At 48.4% G+C, this 19237-nt stretch carries 14 protein-coding genes; all 14 read right to left on the bottom strand.

What is annotated here, in order from left to right; all coding sequences use genetic code 11:
- Nucleotides 1–137: 137 nt before the first annotated feature.
- Nucleotides 138–1355 carry a bifunctional glutamate N-acetyltransferase/amino-acid acetyltransferase ArgJ gene (gene argJ / locus GZ78_RS17310; RefSeq protein ID WP_034838825.1) on the bottom strand — a complete coding sequence of 406 codons (1218 nt, stop codon included), beginning with the start codon at nucleotides 1353–1355 and terminating at the stop codon, nucleotides 138–140.
- Between the two features lie 202 nt (nucleotides 1356–1557).
- Nucleotides 1558–2835, bottom strand: coding sequence for a 3-phosphoshikimate 1-carboxyvinyltransferase (gene aroA, locus GZ78_RS17315; protein WP_034838827.1), 1278 nt, complete (start codon nucleotides 2833–2835; stop codon nucleotides 1558–1560).
- A gap of 139 nt (nucleotides 2836–2974) precedes the next feature.
- Nucleotides 2975–5704: a preprotein translocase subunit SecA gene (gene secA, locus GZ78_RS17320; RefSeq protein ID WP_034838830.1), complete on the bottom strand. Its 2730-nt coding sequence runs from the start codon at nucleotides 5702–5704 to the stop codon at nucleotides 2975–2977.
- Between the two features lie 441 nt (nucleotides 5705–6145).
- Entirely contained in the window at nucleotides 6146–7081 is a 936-nt protein-coding gene (locus GZ78_RS17325; protein WP_034838832.1) for a M23 family metallopeptidase, read from the bottom strand.
- 407 nt (nucleotides 7082–7488) lie between these two features.
- Nucleotides 7489–8403: a UDP-3-O-acyl-N-acetylglucosamine deacetylase gene (gene lpxC / locus GZ78_RS17330; RefSeq protein WP_034838834.1), complete on the bottom strand. Its 915-nt coding sequence runs from the start codon at nucleotides 8401–8403 to the stop codon at nucleotides 7489–7491.
- 93 nt (nucleotides 8404–8496) lie between these two features.
- Nucleotides 8497–9690, bottom strand: coding sequence for a cell division protein FtsZ (gene ftsZ / locus GZ78_RS17335; protein ID WP_034838836.1), 1194 nt, complete (start codon nucleotides 9688–9690; stop codon nucleotides 8497–8499).
- 186 nt (nucleotides 9691–9876) lie between these two features.
- On the bottom strand, nucleotides 9877–11115 hold the full coding sequence (gene ftsA, locus GZ78_RS17340) for a cell division protein FtsA (RefSeq protein ID WP_034838839.1): 1239 nt from the start codon (nucleotides 11113–11115) through the stop codon (nucleotides 9877–9879).
- A gap of 92 nt (nucleotides 11116–11207) precedes the next feature.
- Entirely contained in the window at nucleotides 11208–11993 is a 786-nt protein-coding gene (locus GZ78_RS17345; protein ID WP_051786302.1) for a cell division protein FtsQ/DivIB, read from the bottom strand.
- Complete coding sequence (locus tag GZ78_RS17350) at nucleotides 11959–12969, bottom strand: D-alanine--D-alanine ligase (RefSeq protein ID WP_081869918.1); 1011 nt, start codon at nucleotides 12967–12969, stop codon at nucleotides 11959–11961. Before GZ78_RS17350 ends, GZ78_RS17345 begins: the two co-directional genes overlap by 35 nt.
- Entirely contained in the window at nucleotides 12969–14441 is a 1473-nt protein-coding gene (gene murC, locus GZ78_RS17355) for a UDP-N-acetylmuramate--L-alanine ligase (protein WP_051786303.1), read from the bottom strand. Before murC ends, GZ78_RS17350 begins: the two co-directional genes overlap by 1 nt.
- Nucleotides 14431–15531: an undecaprenyldiphospho-muramoylpentapeptide beta-N-acetylglucosaminyltransferase gene (gene murG, locus GZ78_RS17360; RefSeq protein ID WP_034838842.1), complete on the bottom strand. Its 1101-nt coding sequence runs from the start codon at nucleotides 15529–15531 to the stop codon at nucleotides 14431–14433. Before murG ends, murC begins: the two co-directional genes overlap by 11 nt.
- Nucleotides 15528–16712 (bottom strand): putative lipid II flippase FtsW, encoded by a 1185-nt coding sequence (gene ftsW / locus GZ78_RS17365; protein WP_051786304.1) that lies wholly within the window; start codon nucleotides 16710–16712, stop codon nucleotides 15528–15530. The genes murG and ftsW overlap by 4 nt, the downstream gene beginning before the upstream one ends.
- The gene (murD, locus tag GZ78_RS17370) at nucleotides 16709–18064 is read right to left on the bottom strand and encodes a UDP-N-acetylmuramoyl-L-alanine--D-glutamate ligase (RefSeq protein WP_034838844.1); all 1356 of its coding nucleotides are present in this window, start codon (nucleotides 18062–18064) and stop codon (nucleotides 16709–16711) included. The genes ftsW and murD overlap by 4 nt, the downstream gene beginning before the upstream one ends.
- A gap of 88 nt (nucleotides 18065–18152) precedes the next feature.
- The gene (gene mraY / locus GZ78_RS17375) at nucleotides 18153–19235 is read right to left on the bottom strand and encodes a phospho-N-acetylmuramoyl-pentapeptide-transferase (RefSeq protein ID WP_034838847.1); all 1083 of its coding nucleotides are present in this window, start codon (nucleotides 19233–19235) and stop codon (nucleotides 18153–18155) included.
- Nucleotides 19236–19237 lie beyond the last annotated feature (2 nt).

The following is a 19237-nucleotide window of genomic DNA, read 5'->3' on the forward strand; positions in this document are numbered from 1 at the left end:
ATCTGGTTAATAATTGAAACCTGAATGAGAGAAAGGTATTAATCTGTGGAAACTTGACAGCCTGCTTTCAGGTAGCAAACTGTCAAATCTGTTAGGGAAGGTGCGAACCAGTCCGTCATCCAAAACAGCCTATAAACCTAAGTTCTGTACTCGGCATTAATACGGACATATTCATGGGAGAGATCTGTCGTCCAGAGCGTTTCAGTGATATTTCCAGCACCCAGCTGGACACGAATCATAATCTCCTCCTGATTCATCACCTTCTCCCCCTGTGCTTCGGTATAGCTCCCTGCAACACCACCACCTTCAACAATGCAGACGTCATTCAACCAGATGCCAACCCTGTCAATATTCAGCTCACTGATTTCTACCCTTCCTACTGCCGCCAGAATTCTGCCCCAGTTTGGATCACTGGCAAACAAGGCTGTTTTCACCAAAGGTGAATGTGCGATGGTATAGGCAACCTCAAGAGCATCTGCGACGCTGCCAGCCTGCTCTACCTGAATGGTTACAAACTTGGTAGCACCTTCACCATCCTTCACAATGGCCTGAGCCAATGTAACAGCTACTTCTTCAATCGCTTTTCTTAGAGCCTGATACAATTCCCCTTCTGATTGCATCAGCAATTCATTCCCCGCTTTACCCGTAGCAACCAGCATGCAGCAATCGTTTGTAGAGGTATCACCCTCTACAGAAATTCTATTAAACGACTGATTAACAGCATCAGACAGCAGTTTCTGCAACACCGCCTGATCCACAGAAACATCAGTAGCAATAAATGCCAGCATAGTAGCCATGTTAGGCTTGATCATGCCTGACCCTTTACTGATACCCGTGACTGTATATACCCTGCCATCAACTTCAAACTGAAGACTGGCTCCTTTGGGCCGGGTATCGGTAGTCAGTATGCCTTCTCCTGCAGAATGCCAGCCATCTTCACTCAAGCTCGAGAATGCTGCTGGCAATCCTGACACGATTCGGTCAACAGGCAACGGCTCACCAATAACCCCCGTCGAAAAGGGCAACACCTTGTCTTCAGATACACAAGCAGCTTCAGCCAGAGCACGACACACGTCAGAAGCATTCTTCATGCCCTGTTCACCTGTGCCCGCATTGGCATTACCTGTATTGATAACAAAATACTCAGGCGAATGATTAATACGACTTTTGGCAAGGTGGACTGGAGCTGCACAAAAACGGTTCAAGGTAAACACACCGGCAACCGCTGCCCCCTGATCCCAGTTCATAACAACAAGATCCTTGCGATCAGGCTTCTTGATACCAGCCTCTGTCGTCCCCAGCCGAAAGCCACTGACGGGGTACATTTCAGGCCAGCTCTCTGGTCCTACTGCCATGATTTGTCCATCTCCTGTCTTTTAATTCGAAAATAACCTTGAGCCAATAGTTTCAGATCAACTTGAATCAAGAAAATGACTACTGAATCTGAACCGGCTGAGCTTTTCGTTAGAAAGGTTGATAATTCAAGCCAGAGAGCCTTCGCTCATCTGGCTTTTTGCGAAACACAGTTATAGTTAGTTATTCGCATTATGTAACTACTTATTCGAAAAGCTCTTCAAATATCTGAAAGTAAGTTGGGAAAGTCTTTGAGGTACAACCAGGATCATTAATGGTAATAGGACTGCCACCAAATGCTGCCAGAGAAAAGCACATAGCCATTCTGTGGTCATCATAAGTATCTATGGAGGCAGACAATACTCGCTCAGGTGGATTAATAACAATGTAGTCTTCACCTTCTTCCACTTCAGCCCCCACTTTACGCAGTTCTGTTGCCATAGCTGAAAGCCGGTCTGTTTCCTTTACCCGCCAGTTATAAATATTGCGAATCGCAGTCTGTCCTTCAGCAAACAGTGCGGTCGTAGCAATGGTCATGGCTGCATCAGGAATGTGGTTCAAATCAACATCAACACCTTTGAGCACACTTTTTTCTACTTCAATCCAGTTGTCACTCCAGGTGACTTTAGCCCCCATTTGCTCCAGGACTTCAGCAAAACGGGCATCCCCCTGAACACTGGCATTACCCGTGCCATGCACCCTGAGTTTGCCACCGATGGCTGCTGCTGCAAGAAAATAAGAAGCTGAGGAAGCATCCCCTTCAACCATTATCTCACCCGGAGCCTGGTAAGTTTGCCCCCCATCAATAACAAAACTCTGATAATCATTGTTCTGAACATCAACCCCAAAGCGTTTCATCACTGAAAGCGTAATATCTATGTAGGGCTTGGACACCAACTCACCATCAATAGTAATGAGGGTTCTGTCCTTCGCCAGAGGAGCAGCCATCAGCATGGCTGTCAGAAACTGACTGGAGATATCTCCCCTGATACGGACTTCACCGCCACTAAGACCAGAACCAGAGATTTTGAGTGGCGGGTAGTTTTTTTCTCCCAGATACTCAATGCTTGCACCGGCTTCTGTAAGACAGGAGACTAAATCACCAATAGGCCGCTCATACATTCTGGGCTCACCCGTCAGAGTGTATTCACCTTCACCAAGACACAACGCTGCGGTTAAAGGCCTCATAGCCGTACCCGCATTACCCAGGAACATCGTCAGAGTTTGACCAGAACCCAGAGGGCCAGCCAGTCCTGTCATTTTACAAACAGTATTGTTTTCAGACAGCTGATATTGAACACCCAACTCTTTGAGAGCCTTCAGCATATAGCGAACATCATCGCTATCCAGAAGGTTGGTAATGGTTGTCGTACCCTCGGCCAGCGCAGCCAGCAGCAAGATACGATTGGACAGGCTTTTTGAGCCAGGAATAGAGACCTCCCCTTGAACACGGGAGATGGGCTTTAATACGAGTTGCTCCATTGGACTTCTTATCTGGCTGAATGATGTGGAGCGTGGATTATACCGCAATACATCAATAAATCAGCTGATGTAAAGCAGACCAGAAAAGAAAACAGGCCGCAAAAGCGGCCTGTTTCTTGATTAATACAAGCGATCAGGGTCAGACAATTTTACCGTGACACTGCTTATACTTTTTGCCAGAGCCACAAGGACATGGTTCATTTCGACCTACTTTCCGGCTCTCGCGCACAAAAGGCTCACTCACACCTTCCAGAGACTCACCTTCTTCTTCTGGATCATCAGCCAAACCCTGAGCTTGTTCGTGCTGGAATTGCATGCGACGTATCAGCTCCTGACGACGCTGCTCTTCCATTTCCTCAGTACGGTCATCCTGTTGCACCTGAACATGAGAAAGAATACGAACGGTATCAGTCTTGATCTCTTCCAACATGGACTGGAACAGTTCAAAGGCTTCACGCTTATATTCCTGTTTAGGGTTCTTTTGAGCGTAGCCTCTCAAGTGGATCCCCTGACGAAGATGATCCATGGTAGCCAGATGCTCTTTCCATTTATCATCCAACACACGCATGAGGATATGCTTCTCAAAATTCCTCAATGGTTCTTCACCCGCAAGCTCTTCTTTTTGCTTGTAGCTGGTGATCACCTCATCAAGAATTTTTTGTCTCAGACCTTCCTCTTCAAGCTTGTCATCTTCATCCAGCCATTTCTGGATCGGCAGCTGTATTGCCAGTTCTGCCCCAAGCTTCTGCTCCAGTCCTTTTACATCCCACTGCTCTTCAAGACTTTCTGGTGGAATATGCTGGGAAATTACATCGCTCACCACTTCATCCCGCATACTGTCGATGCTGGATTGCACGTTTTCTGAGTTCAGCAATTCATCACGCTGCTTGTAGACAACTCTGCGCTGGTCATTGGCAACATCATCGTACTCAAGCAACTGCTTACGAATATCAAAGTTACGACCTTCGACCTTACGCTGGGCTTTTTCGATCGCATTGGTCACCATACGATGCTCAATAGCTTCGCCTTTCTCCATACCCAGGGCTTTCATGAAACTCTTCACCCGGTCAGAGGCAAAGATACGCATCAGATTGTCTTCCAGAGACAGGTAAAAGCGTGAAGAACCCGGATCACCCTGACGCCCAGATCGACCACGCAACTGGTTATCAATACGACGAGACTCATGGCGCTCAGTACCGATAATATGCAGGCCACCGGCCTCCAGAACAGCTTTGTGACGCTTTTGCCAATCAGACTTGATCTGATCTTCCTGCTCCTGATTCGGATCCTCAATCGCAGACAACTCGGCTTCCCAGCTCCCCCCCAGGATAATATCGGTACCACGGCCCGCCATGTTGGTAGCAATGGTGATAGCTCCCGGACGACCCGCCTGGGCAATGATCTCAGCTTCTTTCTCGTGGAATTTGGCATTCAGAACATTGTGTGGGATTTTTGCCTTATTCAAAGCATTGGACAACAACTCAGAAGAATCAATGGAGGCAGTACCCACCAGAACAGGGCGCTCCTGCTTCACTGTCTCCTTAATGTCGGCAATAATAGCTTCATATTTTTCTTCAATAGTGAGGTAGACCAGGTCATTACCATCCTGGCGCACCATGGGCTTGTGAGTCGGAATAACAATAACATCCAGACCATAAATCTGGCGAAGCTCAAAAGCTTCTGTATCTGCTGTACCGGTCATACCAGACAGCTTTTCATAGAGTCGGAAGTAGTTCTGGAAAGTAGTGGATGCCAGCGTCTGGCTTTCTGCCTGAATATTCAGTCCTTCCTTGGCTTCCAACGCCTGATGCAGGCCTTCGGAGAGACGACGACCCGGCATGGTTCGTCCGGTATGTTCATCAACAAGAAGCACCTCATCTTCTGCCACTATGTATTCAACATTCCGGGTGAACAGCACATGAGCTTTCAGGGCAGCATTGACATGATGCAGCATGTTGAGGTTATGAGCTGAATAGAGGCTTTCAGCTTCAGGAAGCAATCCTAGCTTCTGAAGCTGCTCTTCAATAAACAGATGACCCACTTCAGTCAGTTCAACCTGACGGGTCTTTTCATCTACCAGATAGTGACCGGTAGGCTCTTCACCTTCTTCCAGTTCACCTTCCTGCTTCTTCAGCTGAGGTGCCAGCTTGTTCATCTGCTTGTAAAGCTCAGATGAATCTTCAGCAGGACCAGAGATAATAAGCGGGGTTCTGGCTTCATCTATCAGGATAGAGTCCACTTCATCGACAACGGAGTAGTGCAATTCACGCTGAAACTTGTCTTCCTTGCGAAAAGCCATGTTGTCGCGAAGATAATCAAAACCGAATTCGTTATTTGTGCCGTAAGTAATGTCAGCCTGATAAGCTGCTCTTTTTTCTTCTGGAGACTGTTGTGGAACGACTACCCCTACAGTAAGACCGAGAAACTCATAGAGCGTACTCATCCACCGAGCATCACGACGTGCCAGGTAGTCATTGACAGTAACGACATGAACCCCTTTACCCGTGATGGCGTTCAGGTAAACAGGCAATGTAGCCATCAGCGTTTTACCTTCACCGGTCCTCATTTCTGCAATGCGACCTTCGTGAAGAGTAATACCACCGATCAACTGGACATCGAAATGCCTCATTCCCATGCTTCGCTTACTGCCCTCTCTAACAACAGCAAAAGCTTCGGGTAGCAGAGCATCAAGATTTTCACCCTGCTGATAGCGATCTTTCAACGACTGGGTCTTGCCCCGGAGTTCATCATCACTGAGACCTGAGAGTTGATCTTCCAGAGCATTGATCTGTTTGACCAGCTTGCTCATCCGTTTCAGCTGGCGATCATTCCGGCTGCCGATAATTTTTTTGACTAACGAAGCTAACATAGATTGGTTACAGTCTCACTCTGATTCCGGGGCTGCCTCTCTTGCCGACAATCCCGGGTGGGCGGACAAGCTAAAGAACAGCCGAATATTCTATGACAATCACACAAAAGTCTCATCCATATTAGCTATAAATCTGGCCCAGAATGCTTAATAAGCCATAAACATAAAGCTCAAGATGGCGTTGTATTGACTGACGTCAACGCTCGACGCTTGCAGCAAGCCTGAATAAAACGCAGAAAATCCTGCACTCATAGGCATTTATACTTGCCAACAATGGATATAGGGACTGGAAAGAAAAGTTTCAAGGGCAGGAAGGTTTTTTATTTCATCGTCAGTTCAGACGATCAGGTTTTTCATTTTCAGGCAGTACTCATGAAAAACCAAGAAAGCCTCTCAAACTATGGAATCTAGCGGACTCTCTAAACAGACTCGAATATAAAACTATTTACTGGCGCGATAAATATAACGTTGGGGATCGACATGCTTACCATGACGAATCACCTCAAAATGGACATGAGGACCTGTAGAGCGGCCCGAGCTACCCATTTCCGCAATAGCCTGACCACGAGTGACAATATCTCCCACTTTGACCTTACTGGCCTGATTGTGAGCATAGCGGGTCACATAGCCGTTGCCGTGGTTAATCTCAACCAGAAGACCGTAACCAAAGCGATCACCCGACCAGGTTACGACTCCGGCAGCCACTGCAATAATATCCGATCCTCGCTTCCCGGCCATATCGATACCTGAGTGCCAGGCTCTTTTACCGGTAAAGGGATCCGTTCTCTGCCCAAAACGAGATGAAAGCCAGCCTTTCTTTACAGGGAGACCTGCAATAAAGGCTTCATCACTGATCGCCCTGTTAGCCACCAGACTGATCAGAATATCAAACTGTTGCTCACGGCTATCGATTTGCTCAGAAAGCTGATCAATGGCGTCTATCAAAGAAGGTTTTGAATAAAGGGATTCAGTCGCAGGTAATTCTTCCGGACCACCAATAGCTGGCACATCATCGAAGGAAAACTCGCCATCATCCAGCTTGGCAGTCACCGTGAGCCGCTCTCCCAGAGCGTCAAGACGAGTAATTCGACCTTGCAATTCAGCCAGCCGAATGGTCAGCGCATCAATCTGCTGCTCAGCAGCAAGACGAACATTTTCAACTTCCTTTTTTTGATCACTGAGAGTTTCCTGCCACTGCTGTACACCCTCTTCAGTAAGAACCACACCAGGCTCAGCATTCAGGAAAAGATAGGTAAAGCCTCCACCCAGCACCATGCAGAGCGAAATCACCGAAATTGCAGCCAGCGTCAGCCGCCTGCCTGTTACCCTGAACGATTGCGTTCGAGAGTTATCTTGCTTTACAACAATGACTTTCATCTAAGGAAGCCCTGACCCCAATGGTTTTATAGTCTCCGGATCTACAGCATCGATCTTCAGATCACGGAACATTCAAATTATCGACTCAAACCAAAAAACTGTATTGACTCAATTATTATGGAAATCGCATCCTGCTGCCCGGGCTTCAATGCAAAAGGCGATAGAGCGTCGTATCCATAACCTGTCCTGAGGAAGGACAGCGCTTTCCAGCTATGAAGAATTGACACAAAAATACAAACTACAGGACCTTGGTCATAAAAGTCACTTTGCTGTCGTTCTCCAACATCCTTATATTTTTCGCCAAGATAAGTCCATTTAAGCTAAAAATCATACACAGCGGGAGAGCATCCCAAAAAAGGTCGCTTCAGCGACCTTTTTTGAAAGTGGATCAATGCACCCCATAAGGGTTAAGCAGAGACCGCCACCGGCTTGAGATAGGAAATCGGTGCCACTTCGGCATTCTCAAAGGTCACCACCTCCCAGGCGCTTTCATTCTCAAGCAGAGAACGAACCAGCTTATTGTTCAATTCATGTCCGGACTTATATCCAACGAACTGCCCAATCAGGCTATTACCAAGAAGATACAGGTCACCGATAGCATCCAGAATCTTGTGTTTAACCAGCTCATCGTGATAGCGCAGACCATCTTCGTTCAGAATACGATAGTCATCCACCACCACTACATTATCTACACTGCCACCCAGTGCCAGGTTTTGTGAGCGAAGGTACTCAACGTCACGCATAAACCCGAAAGTACGCGCGCGACTGACTTCTTTGACAAAAGAAGTACTGGAGAAATCAATCTCAGAGGTCTGCGAACGACCTTTAAAGACCGGGTGATCAAAATAAATAGTAAAACTGACCTTGAAGCCGTCATAAGGCTTGAAAGTAGCAGTCTTTTCACCGTCAGTAACGGTCACTTCTTTCTTGATACGAATAAACTTCTTGGCAGCCTCCTGCTCCTGAATACCCGCAGACTGAATCAGGAAAACAAAAGGACCAGCACTACCGTCCATAATCGGCACTTCATGGGCACTAACTTCGACATAGGCATTATCAATACCCAGTCCAGCCATTGCTGAAAGCAGATGCTCAACGGTATCTACCCGAATACCGTCTTTCTGCAAAGAGGTACACAGGGTCGTTTGTCCGACATACTCTGCGCGAGCAGGAATCTCCACCACAGGATCAAGATCTGTGCGGCAGAAAATAATGCCAGTATCGACGGGAGCCGGCTTCAGGGTCAGATAGACCTTTTCGCCGGAATGTAACCCCACTCCCGTAGCTCGAATAATATTTTTCAGGGTACGCTGTCTGATCATGATAACGCTATTCCGCGACCTCAAAGGCCCCTGTTATTTGAATGCAACAACCTATTGTAACAAAAGTTACATATGACACAACCGGTCATTCACTCAATCGGCCTGGCGACGCAAAAACGCCGGTATATCCAGGTAATCTACATTGTCAGTTGATGGTGCCTGCCTGCGGGGCTTTTCAACTTCCTCTACCTCAGACTGTTCTGCAGCTTTATTACGAACATGAGGAGGAATATCAAGCTCCTTGAGATTCAGGGTACCGTCTGGACGGGTCGCCTTGGACTTGGAACCATCAACCACCTTAAGTGACTGCTCTTGCTTATCTTCGCCTTCTCCAAGACCAGTAGCAACGACAGTCACTCTTAATTCATCCGTCATTTCCGGATCAATAACCGTGCCAACCACTGTGGTGGCATTATCTGAAGCAAACTCACGTACAGTATCACCCACTTCGTGGAACTCACCCACAGAAAGATCAAGACCTGCAGTAATATTAACCAGCACACCACGAGCTCCCTGGAGATTAACATCTTCCAGGAGAGGACTGCGAATAGCACGCTCAGCTGCTTCAATGGCCCTGTTACTTCCTGTCGCAGAGCCTGTACCCATCATAGCCATGCCCATTTCAGACATAACCGTACGCACGTCAGCAAAGTCTACGTTAATCAGACCATCACGGGTAATTAACTCCGAAATGCCCTGAACGGCACCCAGCAGCACATCATTGGCTGCACCAAATGCGTTCAGCAAACTGACATCACGCCCCAAAACGGGCAGAAGATTCTCATTGGGAATGCAGATAAGAGAGTCTACGCTCTCTTTAAGCTGATTCAAACCCTCTTCTGCCACAGACATTCTACGTCGCCCTTCAAATGAGAATGGCTTAGTGACTACCGCAACAGTCAGTGCTCCCATCTCTCTGGCAATTTCGGCGACTACCGGAGCCGCCCCGGTTCCTGTACCACCACCCATCCCGGCGGTAATAAAAACCATATCAGAGCCGGCTAACACTTCTGAAATCCGGTCTCTGTCTTCCATTGCTGCTTCACGCCCCACTTCCGGGTTCGCTCCAGCACCAAGCCCACGAGTAATGTTGGCTCCCAGCTGCAAATGAGTATGCGCCTGAAGGTGCTGCTTTTTCAGTGCCTGAGAATCAGTATTGGCACAGACAAACTCAACCCCTTCCAGCTGACTGTTCAGCATGTGACAAACCGCGTTACCGCCACCGCCACCTACGCCTACGACTTTTATCACCGCTTCCTGCGGTACATTATCCACCAGTTCAAACATGGCCCTCTCCTTTCTATCACCGTAAACAGGATATTTTCTGAATATTTATTGCCACAACAATTCGCTTACTTTCCCGAAAAACACACTGCAAAACGTTATTTTGCTGTGTGTTCCCTTTCACCGTCGACAAACCAATCATTGCCTATTTGTAAGCAAACACTTCTGCTGATGGCATCAGCCTCTCAATCAGAAGTTACCTTGAAACCATTTTTTAAGCCGATTGAGCAGGCCTTCTTCCTGTCTGCTGAAACCAGCACTTTCTCTACGCCCTTCCTGCTGAGCTTTCAGTCCATAATGAAGCAGGCCGACACCTGTTGCATAAATGGGGTTACAGACGACATCTGTCAACCCTTGAATAGCTTGAGGCATACCCAGCCTGACCGGCATGTGAAAAATCTCCTCCGCCAGGTCAACGGCACCCTCCATTTTGGAAGTACCTCCCGTCAGTACGATACCGGCGGGTATAAGATCCTCAAAACCGCTGCGCCTCAATTCTGCCTGAATCAAGGTAAACAATTCATCGTATCTGGGTTCAACCACCTCTGCCAGAGACTGTCGAGACAACTCTCGAGCTGGTCTGTCTCCAACACTGGGCACTTTGATCATATCTTCAGCACCCGCCAGCTGAGTCAGAGCACAGGCATATTTTATTTTGAGCTCTTCTGCATGCTGAGTGGGTGTTCTCAAAGCCATAGCGATATCATTCGTCACTTGATCACCCGCTATTGGAATGACCGCCGTATGTCGTATGGCTCCCTCAGTAAAGATAGCGATATCAGTAGTCCCACCACCAATATCTACCATACACACACCGAGTTCTTTTTCATCCTCTGAAAGCACTGCATAACTGGAAGCCAGCTGTTCTAGTATAATGTCGTCTACATCCAAACCACAGCGTTTGATACAGTTTTCAATATTTTGCGATGCATTCACCGCACAGGTCACCAGATGCACTTTAGCTTCCAGTCGCACACCTGACATCCCCAGAGGCTCTTTTACTCCCTCTTGAGTATCAATCACATACTCCTGAGGCAGTATATGGAGAATTTTCTGATCTGCCGGAATGGCTACGGCCTGCGCTGCATCGATCACCCTGTCAATATCAGCCCTGGTGACCTCTCGCTCCCTGATAGCAACAATCCCATGGGAGTTCAGACTGCGAATATGATTACCTGCAATGCCGGCATAGACGGAGTGGATCTGACAACCGGCCATCAACTCTGCCTCTTCCACCGCCCTCTTGATGGCATGGACTGTAGAATCAATATTGACTACGACACCGCGCTTCAGACCTCGCGAGGTATGTGAGCCGATCCCGATCACTTCCAGCTGCCCATCTGCGGTTATTTCACCCACGATGGCTACAACCTTGGAAGTACCAATGTCGAGTCCGACGATTAAATTTCCATTATCTGCCGTTGTCATGGCATCTATCTTCCCAAACCACTCAAACTGTAATAGTCAGTGCGCCGAACTCATTACTTCAGTGGTGCCATTGAAACCGAAAAGCACAGATTTCATGGTTGTTTCCAGGCCACCGAAGCCCCATTCAAGTAACGCAAATCAACGCGCCTTACATCCTGCCAGCGGTCATCAAGCCTTGCATGATACAACCTGATAAAACGCTGTAATCTTTCCATTCTTCGATCACGTCCCAGATTGACATCAACATGATCCACTTTCAGCCACCAGGAGTCCGTTGTACTGAGCCGTAGCTCACGAACGGCGACCCCTAAAGGCCTGATCACCTGACTGAATGCCAGGTATTGCTGCATTACATCCTGAGAGCGATCTTCTGGCCCTGACAGCTTTGGCAAATTACCGAACGTATCCAGCAATCCAGGCCTGAAGACCTCACCATCAACATCAATTAAGCCATCATCCTGCCAACGGGCAATCGGCTTACGCTCCTCCAGCCTGATGACGAGAGTATCAGGCCACTCTCGTCGCAAACTGGCTTCCCGAATCCATGGCATTCCCAGAACAACTTTTCGCATGGCTTCAAGATCAAGGTAAAAAAAACGGTTTACCAACCAGGGAGACAACTCTTTTTCAACCTCACCACGCTCCAAATAATTGAACGTAGAACGCACCTCCACTCGTGCTATCGGCTGATTAACCCACTTCATCAACGTTGGCCAGAACCAAAGCAATGCTCCAGCCAGGGCGCATACTGCAGTCAAGCCCAGCAACCACCCCCAGGGAATGGCGCGCGTCTTCTTTTTTTCATTCCCCCGACTCGCACCACGACTGCGCTTGCCTGAGTCGTCAGATTGTTTCTGATTCTGCTTGAACAAGCTCATTACTTCCCTTTATTCCGACCCCTTTCTGATGAGCCGGTAACAGGGACGACTTCAGAATTTCCAGAACCAGCGCTTCAAAACTCAAACCCATCGATTTTGCGGCCATAGGAACCAGGCTCGTTTCCGTCATACCAGGAACAGTATTGGCTTCCAGCAACCAGAAACGTCCTCTTTCATCCTGCATGAAGTCAACTCGCCCCCAGCCTGAGCAGCCCAGCGTTTCAAAAGCAGTCAATGCCAGAGCCTGAAGTTCCTGCTCCTTGCTGGCAGACAGCCCACAGGGCAAATGATACTGAGTATTCCCTGAGACATATTTGGCTTCATAGTCATAAAATGACTCTGCTGACTCTATTCGAATGGCTGGCAAAGGCTGACCATTCAGAATCGTTACCGTAAACTCAGGACCATCGATAAACTGCTCCACCAGAACCGAACTACCGTACTTCGACGCTTGTTCCCAAGCTGGCAGCAAGTCCTGTTCTCGATCCACTCTGGCAACGCCGACACTGGAACCCTCAAGACTCGGCTTCACAAAAGCCGGTAAGATCTCAGCACAGCACTCAAGATTATCTGCATGCTCAACCAGCATAAAATCCGGTGTTGGTAAGCCAACAGCCTGCCATAGCAACTTACTTCTGTACTTATCCATGGCCAGTGCCGATGACATAATGTCACTACCGGCATAAGGAATATCCATTTGGTCGAGTAAACCCTGGACAGTACCATCCTCACCACGTGGTCCGTGCAGAGCAATAAACACCCGATCAGGTTTCTGCTCTACCAGCTGACTCACCAGCCCTTCAACCGGATCAATAAGACAACTATCAACCCCACTACTTTGCAGTGCTTCAACAATCCTGCGACCTGATGCCAGACTCACTTCTCGTTCAGCCGAGTCTCCACCCAGTAATACAGCCACTTTTCCAAAGGCTTTTGGATCAATAACTTCAAGGCCCTGTTCCTGGCTAAACATCATCAACCTACCCTTCCATCCTGAGTTTTGTCTTCCAGCTTTTCACCCAGCTCTGTCGACAGCTTCACTGCCAACGCACCTATATCACCTGCGCCCTGAGTAAGAACCAGATCATTATCTTCAACAACACCCTGCAAAACCATTCCTACTTCATCAGGACTGGAAATAAAAATGGGTTCCAACTGGCCTCTCTGACGAATACTTCGACAGAGACTTCGACTGTCTGCGCCAGGAATTGGCTCTTCCCCAGCTGGGTAGACTTCCATCAACAGCAAGACATCAACCTGGGACAGTACTTCAACAAAATCTTCATACAGATCACGGGTTCTCGAATAGCGGTGAGGCTGATAGACCATAACCAGTCTTTTATCTGGCCACCCTGCCCGGATAGCTTTGATCGTCGCAGCCACTTCTGTGGGATGATGTCCGTAGTCATCAACGAGCATTACTTTTGCAGATTCAGTCTGAAAATCACCCTGAACCTGAAAACGCCTGCCAACACCCTGAAATTGCTTCAGTCCCTCACAAATCACTTCATCCGGCATTCCTTCATCAGATGCTACGATGAAAGTCGCCAGGGAGTTCAGAACATTGTGCTGACCCGGAATATTCAGCTCGACTTTTATCTTTCTATTGCCGTTTAATTTTCGTTCCAGTTCAAAGCAGGTTTTCATACCATTCTGCTGAATGTTTACAGCACGGAAGTCTGCCCCTTCACTCTCACCATAAGTAATTACTTGTCGTTTAATTAATGGTAACAGTTCTTGAACTACAGGACAGTCTATACACACCACTGCCAGACCATAAAATGGCAGATTGTGAAGAAAATCCACAAAGGTTTTCTTTAGCTTGCCAAAATCTCCCTCATATGTCGCCATATGATCTGCATCAATGTTGGTCACAATAGAAACCATAGGCTGCAAATGCAGGAAAGATGCATCCGACTCATCGGCTTCTGCTACCAGATAACGACTGCCTCCAAGCTTGGCATTGGTGCCCGCAGAATTCAGACGACCACCAATAACAAATGTCGGATCAAGCCCACCATAACCCAGTACCGAAGCCAGTAGGCTCGTAGTCGTGGTTTTGCCATGAGTCCCGGCCACAGCGATCCCATGACGGTAGCGCATGAGCTCAGCCAGCATTTCTGCTCTGGGCACCACGGGTACACGCTGCTCTCTTGCCGCCATCACTTCCGGATTTTCTGACGCCACTGCGGTAGAAGTAACAACTACATCAGCGCCTTCAACGTTCGCCGCCTCATGACCAATAAAGACAGTGATCCCCTGATCTTCCAGCCGCCTTGTTACTGGTGAGCGTCTGATATCTGAACCGGAGATCTGATACCCCTGATTCTTCAGCACCTCGGCAATACCACACATACCCGAACCACCTATACCCACAAAGTGGATGCGCTTTATACGACGCATTTCAGGTATAGGAGCGATAGGAAAAATAGGTTTATTAGCGGGCATGAGCCACCTCCAGACAATGATCAGCGACTTCCACAGCAGCCATAGGCTTGGCAACACTGCCCGCAGCCCTGGCCATGGTGACCAGCTGCTGGGGATTACCCACAATATTCTCTAACATGTCTACCAGACAGTTCTCATTCAGATTTTTCTGTTGCACCATCAGGGCTGCCCCCTGATTAACCAGATACTGCCCATTTACCGTTTGGTGATCATCAACGGCATAGGGATAGGGCACCAGAACCGCAGCTCTCTGAGCCATGGCCAGTTCCGACACGGTCAGCGCACCCGATCTGCATATTACCAGGTCCGCCCACTCATAAGCCCTTGCCATATCATCAATAAAAGGTTCAATGCAACCCTCTACATCTAACGCGTGATAAAGCTCCCGGGTGGCATCCAAATTGTTTTTGCCGGTTTGATGCCAGACTTCAATGCGACCTTTAAACTGCGTCAGAACCTTGGGAACCAACTCGTTGATAGCCACTGCACCTCTGCTACCACCCACCACCAGCAGTTTTAAAGCCCTGGTGGAAAGCCCTTCAGGAACATCAAGATCTGCAATATCCGTTCTGACCGGATTACCCGTCAGGATAAACTTACCTGAACGACTCACGGCACTTTTACTAGAATCAAACGCTCCGGGAAAAGCCAGCAGAACCTTCCGTGCAATTCTGGATAAAATCTTATTAGTGAACCCGGCAATGGCATTCTGCTCATGAATCACCAGGGGCACTCCCGCCAATCGAGCAGCTACACCACCAGGACCCGTTACAAAGCCACCCATACCCAAAACACAGACAGGTTTACATCGACGTATCACTTTCAAGGCTTTGCTCAGTGAAACCGCAAGCTTCCAGGGCGCCTTGAGCAAAAAGCTCAAACCTTTACCTCTGAGCCCAGTCACCGGGATAAAACTGATTTCAAATCCATGACGAGGAACCAGTTCAGCCTCCATACTGTTGGGTGTTCCCAACCAGTGAATAGCATACCCCCTTTTCTCAAGTTCTCTGGCAGTCGCCAGTGCAGGGAAAATATGTCCACCTGTACCGCCCGCCATAATCAAAACAGTAGGCTTATCATTAGAACTCATGACGCCCCCCTGCTTTTTTTCTCGGTTTCGACATTATACTGCCGTCGTTCATAATCAATTCGCAGCAACAATCCAAAGGCCAGGCAGTTAATCAAAAGACTACTACCTCCATAACTGATCAGAGGTAACGCCAACCCTTTCGTCGGCAACAATCCAGTATTCACACCAATATTGATCAACGCCTGACTGCCAAATAACAAGCCAATTCCGTAGGCTACATAGCCATGAAACAGAAGCTTTTTTGTTTCCGCCCTGAAGCCAATTTGCATGGCTCTCCAGGCAATAAACAGAATCAAAGTCAGGACAGAGACTGCCCCGAGCACACCAAACTCTTCAGCCAAAACAGCAAAAACAAAATCAGTATGAGCTTCCGGCAGATAGAACAGCTTTTGTAAGCTATTACCCAAGCCTTCTCCAAACCATTCTCCACGCCCAAAAGCGATCAGAGACTGGGTTAACTGATAACCACTACCAAACGCATTCGCCCAGGGATCCATATAAGAAGCAAGGCGAGCCATACGGTAAGGCTCAAAAACGATTAGAGCGACGATAAAACCCACCAGTAACATGATGAGAATTATGAATTGCCAGAGTCTGGCGCCCGCCAGAAAAATCATCCCCATTGAGGCGCCCATCAAAACAACCAGCGCACCAAAATCAGGTTCCATCAACAGCAATACCGAGGAGACTGACAGGATCGCCATTGGCTTAAGAAACCCCGTCCACCGGGTTCTGACTTCATCCAACCTGCGCACCAGATAAGCAGCCAGATAGATAACAATCATCAGCTTGGCAGCTTCTGAAGCCTGAAGGTTAAAAAAGCCCAGGGGAATCCAGCGAACACTACCATTAATCTCCCGCCCAACCACTAACACCACCAGCAGAAGGCCAAGCCCACCAAACAGAGAAACCCAGCTGTACTTCTCTACTGTCTTTACAGGAACCATCATCATGATCCCCATAAGCAGCAAACCGGCAAAGACAAACAACCCCTGCTTGATCAAAATGTAAAAGGGATTGGAGTACAAGCTACCCGCCACTTCCATGGAAGCAGAACTAACCATAACCAACCCAATCACCAAAAGCCCCAGCACAGCACCCAGAAGAGACAGATCAAGCGCACTGCTTCGACCTGTAAAGGGTGATGTTATTTCACTGAGAAGCTTCTGATGCAAAGTCATGCAAGCCGCTCCCTGACCAAACCTGCGAACACATCGCCACGGTGCTCAAAACTCTTGAACATATCAAAACTGGCGCAGGCGGGTGCCAGCAGAACTGCATCACCCTTTTCGCTGACTTCACAGGCTCGCTCTATAGCCGCTGCCAAATCTTCAGAGTGCTGAACAGGGATGACTTCATTGACTGCAGCTGCAATGTCAGCCGCATCACGTCCTACAAGTACAACTTCGCGACCATACTTCTTCAGAGGCTGCTTCAATTGATTAAAATCAGCCCCTTTACCGTCTCCGCCAGCAATAAGCACTACCTTTCCAGACAGAGTTTCACCCAAGCCTTCTATCGCGGCAACGGAAGCGCCCACATTGGTGGCTTTGGAATCATTAATCCATACCACGCCATTCTTCTCGGCAACCCACTGACAACGATGGGCAAGACCCTCAAATTGAGTTAAAGCACTCAGCATAGGTGCCATGGGTATACCCACCGTATCACCCAAAGCCAGAGCAGCCAGGGCATTCATCTGATTGTGACGACCCGGTAATTTCATGGCTGCAGTATTCAGAAGTCTTTCAACACCTTTGCAGAGCCATGTACCTTCATCATCATCAATCAGACCATAGTCGTGCAAGTCAGGTTTTCCAGAAGTGAACGCAGTAGCAGGGGTAGCCTGTGGCAGAAGAGGTACCGTCAAAGCATCCTGCTTGTTGTAGACCGCATGTTTGCAACCACGATAAATTCGTTGCTTGGCTTTATGGTAATCCATCATGGATGCATAACGATCCATATGATCAGGACTGACATTCAGAACAGTGGCTGCAGCCGCACGCAGTGAGTGAGTAGTTTCTAACTGAAAGCTGGACAGCTCGAGTATATAGAGGTCGACCCCTTCTCGCTCAAGAAGCTCCAGAGCCGGAGTCCCTATATTCCCACCCACTGCAACACTTAAACCGGCCTCTTCTGCCATTTCTCCCAACAGGGTCGTCACAGTACTTTTGCCATTTGATCCAGTGATAGCGACTACCGGCTTATCCACTTCACGGCAGAACAACTCGATATCACCCACTGCTTCTGCTCCTTTATTCACCGCCTCAGCTATCTCCGGAGTGGAAAGCGCAATACCGGGGCTAAGAATCAACTCATCGGCTTCTAACAGCCAGTCTGAGTTCAATCCGCCAAGATGTACTGGAATATCAGGAAATGAAGCTCTGAGTTCATCGATGCCAGGAGGATTCTCTCGAGTATCCATCACCTTGAACGAGCGCTGTCTTTCAGCCAGAAATCGCACACAGGACAATCCGGTCTTGCCGAGCCCTACGACTACTCTTGTACGATTTGAACTAATCAGTGCTGACACGCGTTATGTTCCCGACAAAGCTGTTTTAACTGTAAAATTCATTTAGAGCCCTAAGGACAACAAATGGTTTTCTTCACTCATGACTGAGTTATCGAATCTTCAATGATGCCAGGCCAATCAGAACCAGAATCAATGTAATAATCCAAAATCGAACAATGACCCGGGGCTCTGGCCAACCTTTGAGCTCAAAGTGATGATGCAGTGGCGCCATCCGGAATATTCTGCGACCCGTTAGCTTGAACGAAGCCACCTGCAAAATAACCGAAACAGTTTCCATCACAAAAACACCACCCATAATGATCAACACTATTTCCTGACGAACAATAACCGCCAGCACACCCAGTGCGGCTCCAAGTGCAAGCGCACCAACATCTCCCATAAAGACTTGTGCGGGATAGGTGTTAAACCACAGAAAGGACAGACCAGCGCCCCCTATGGCGGCACAAAAGACCACCAGTTCACCAGAGCCGGGCACAAAAGGAATCAACAGATACTGGGCAAAGTTCGCATGACCACTGGCGTATGCAAAGATGGCCAGGGCAGAGGCCACCAGCACAGTAGGCATGATTGCCAAACCATCAAGGCCATCCGTCAGATTCACCGCATTACTACAGCCGACAATGGTCAGATAAGCCAATACAATATAAAAAGGACCAAGATCTATAATGATACTCTTGAAGAAAGGTACAATCAGACTGGTCTCTACCGGTGTTTTAGCCGTAGCGTAGAGGAAGATAGCTGCTCCAAGCCCCCCCACTGACTGCCAGAAAAACTTCCAGCGTGCGGGCAACCCCCTTGAGTTTTTCTCGACCACCTTACGGTAATCATCCACCCAGCCAACAACCCCGAACACAGCCGTCACCAGCAAAACCACCCAGATATAGCGGTTACTCAGGTTTGCCCACAGAAGGGTACTGACTGCTATACAGATCAGTATCAGAGCCCCACCCATAGTCGGCGTACCCGCTTTACTCAGGTGCGATTGAGGACCGTCATCACGTACAGTCTGACCAATCTGGTGATAACTCAGCCGACGAATCATATGAGGCCCCAGCCAGAGTCCCATGGCCAGCGCAGTGAGCACACCCAGGATCGCCCTGAGCGTGAGGTATTTGAAAACGGCAAAGCCGTGATAGTATTGCGACAAAAAATCCGCAAGCCAGAGCAGCATTA

The sequence above is a fragment of the Endozoicomonas numazuensis genome, from assembly GCF_000722635.1.
In the GTDB taxonomy this organism is placed as follows: domain Bacteria; phylum Pseudomonadota; class Gammaproteobacteria; order Pseudomonadales; family Endozoicomonadaceae; genus Endozoicomonas_A; species Endozoicomonas_A numazuensis.

What these genes read in the sequence shown, in the direction of transcription:
- argJ (WP_034838825.1), bottom strand. Translation starts at nt 1,355, where the DNA reads ATGGCAGTAGGACCAGAGAGCTGGCCTGAAATGTACCCCGTCAGTGGC.
- GZ78_RS17325 (WP_034838832.1), bottom strand. Translation starts at nt 7,081, where the DNA reads ATGAAAGTCATTGTTGTAAAGCAAGATAACTCTCGAACGCAATCGTTC.
- secA (WP_034838830.1), bottom strand. Translation starts at nt 5,704, where the DNA reads ATGTTAGCTTCGTTAGTCAAAAAAATTATCGGCAGCCGGAATGATCGC.
- ftsW (WP_051786304.1), bottom strand. Translation starts at nt 16,712, where the DNA reads ATGACTTTGCATCAGAAGCTTCTCAGTGAAATAACATCACCCTTTACA.
- murC (WP_051786303.1), bottom strand. Translation starts at nt 14,441, where the DNA reads ATGCCCGCTAATAAACCTATTTTTCCTATCGCTCCTATACCTGAAATG.
- lpxC (WP_034838834.1), bottom strand. Translation starts at nt 8,403, where the DNA reads ATGATCAGACAGCGTACCCTGAAAAATATTATTCGAGCTACGGGAGTG.
- aroA (WP_034838827.1), bottom strand. Translation starts at nt 2,835, where the DNA reads ATGGAGCAACTCGTATTAAAGCCCATCTCCCGTGTTCAAGGGGAGGTC.
- ftsZ (WP_034838836.1), bottom strand. Translation starts at nt 9,690, where the DNA reads ATGTTTGAACTGGTGGATAATGTACCGCAGGAAGCGGTGATAAAAGTC.
- GZ78_RS17345 (WP_051786302.1), bottom strand. Translation starts at nt 11,993, where the DNA reads ATGAGCTTGTTCAAGCAGAATCAGAAACAATCTGACGACTCAGGCAAG.
- mraY (WP_034838847.1), bottom strand. Translation starts at nt 19,235, where the DNA reads ATGCTGCTCTGGCTTGCGGATTTTTTGTCGCAATACTATCACGGCTTT.
- ftsA (WP_034838839.1), bottom strand. Translation starts at nt 11,115, where the DNA reads ATGACAACGGCAGATAATGGAAATTTAATCGTCGGACTCGACATTGGT.
- GZ78_RS17350 (WP_081869918.1), bottom strand. Translation starts at nt 12,969, where the DNA reads ATGATGTTTAGCCAGGAACAGGGCCTTGAAGTTATTGATCCAAAAGCC.
- murG (WP_034838842.1), bottom strand. Translation starts at nt 15,531, where the DNA reads ATGAGTTCTAATGATAAGCCTACTGTTTTGATTATGGCGGGCGGTACA.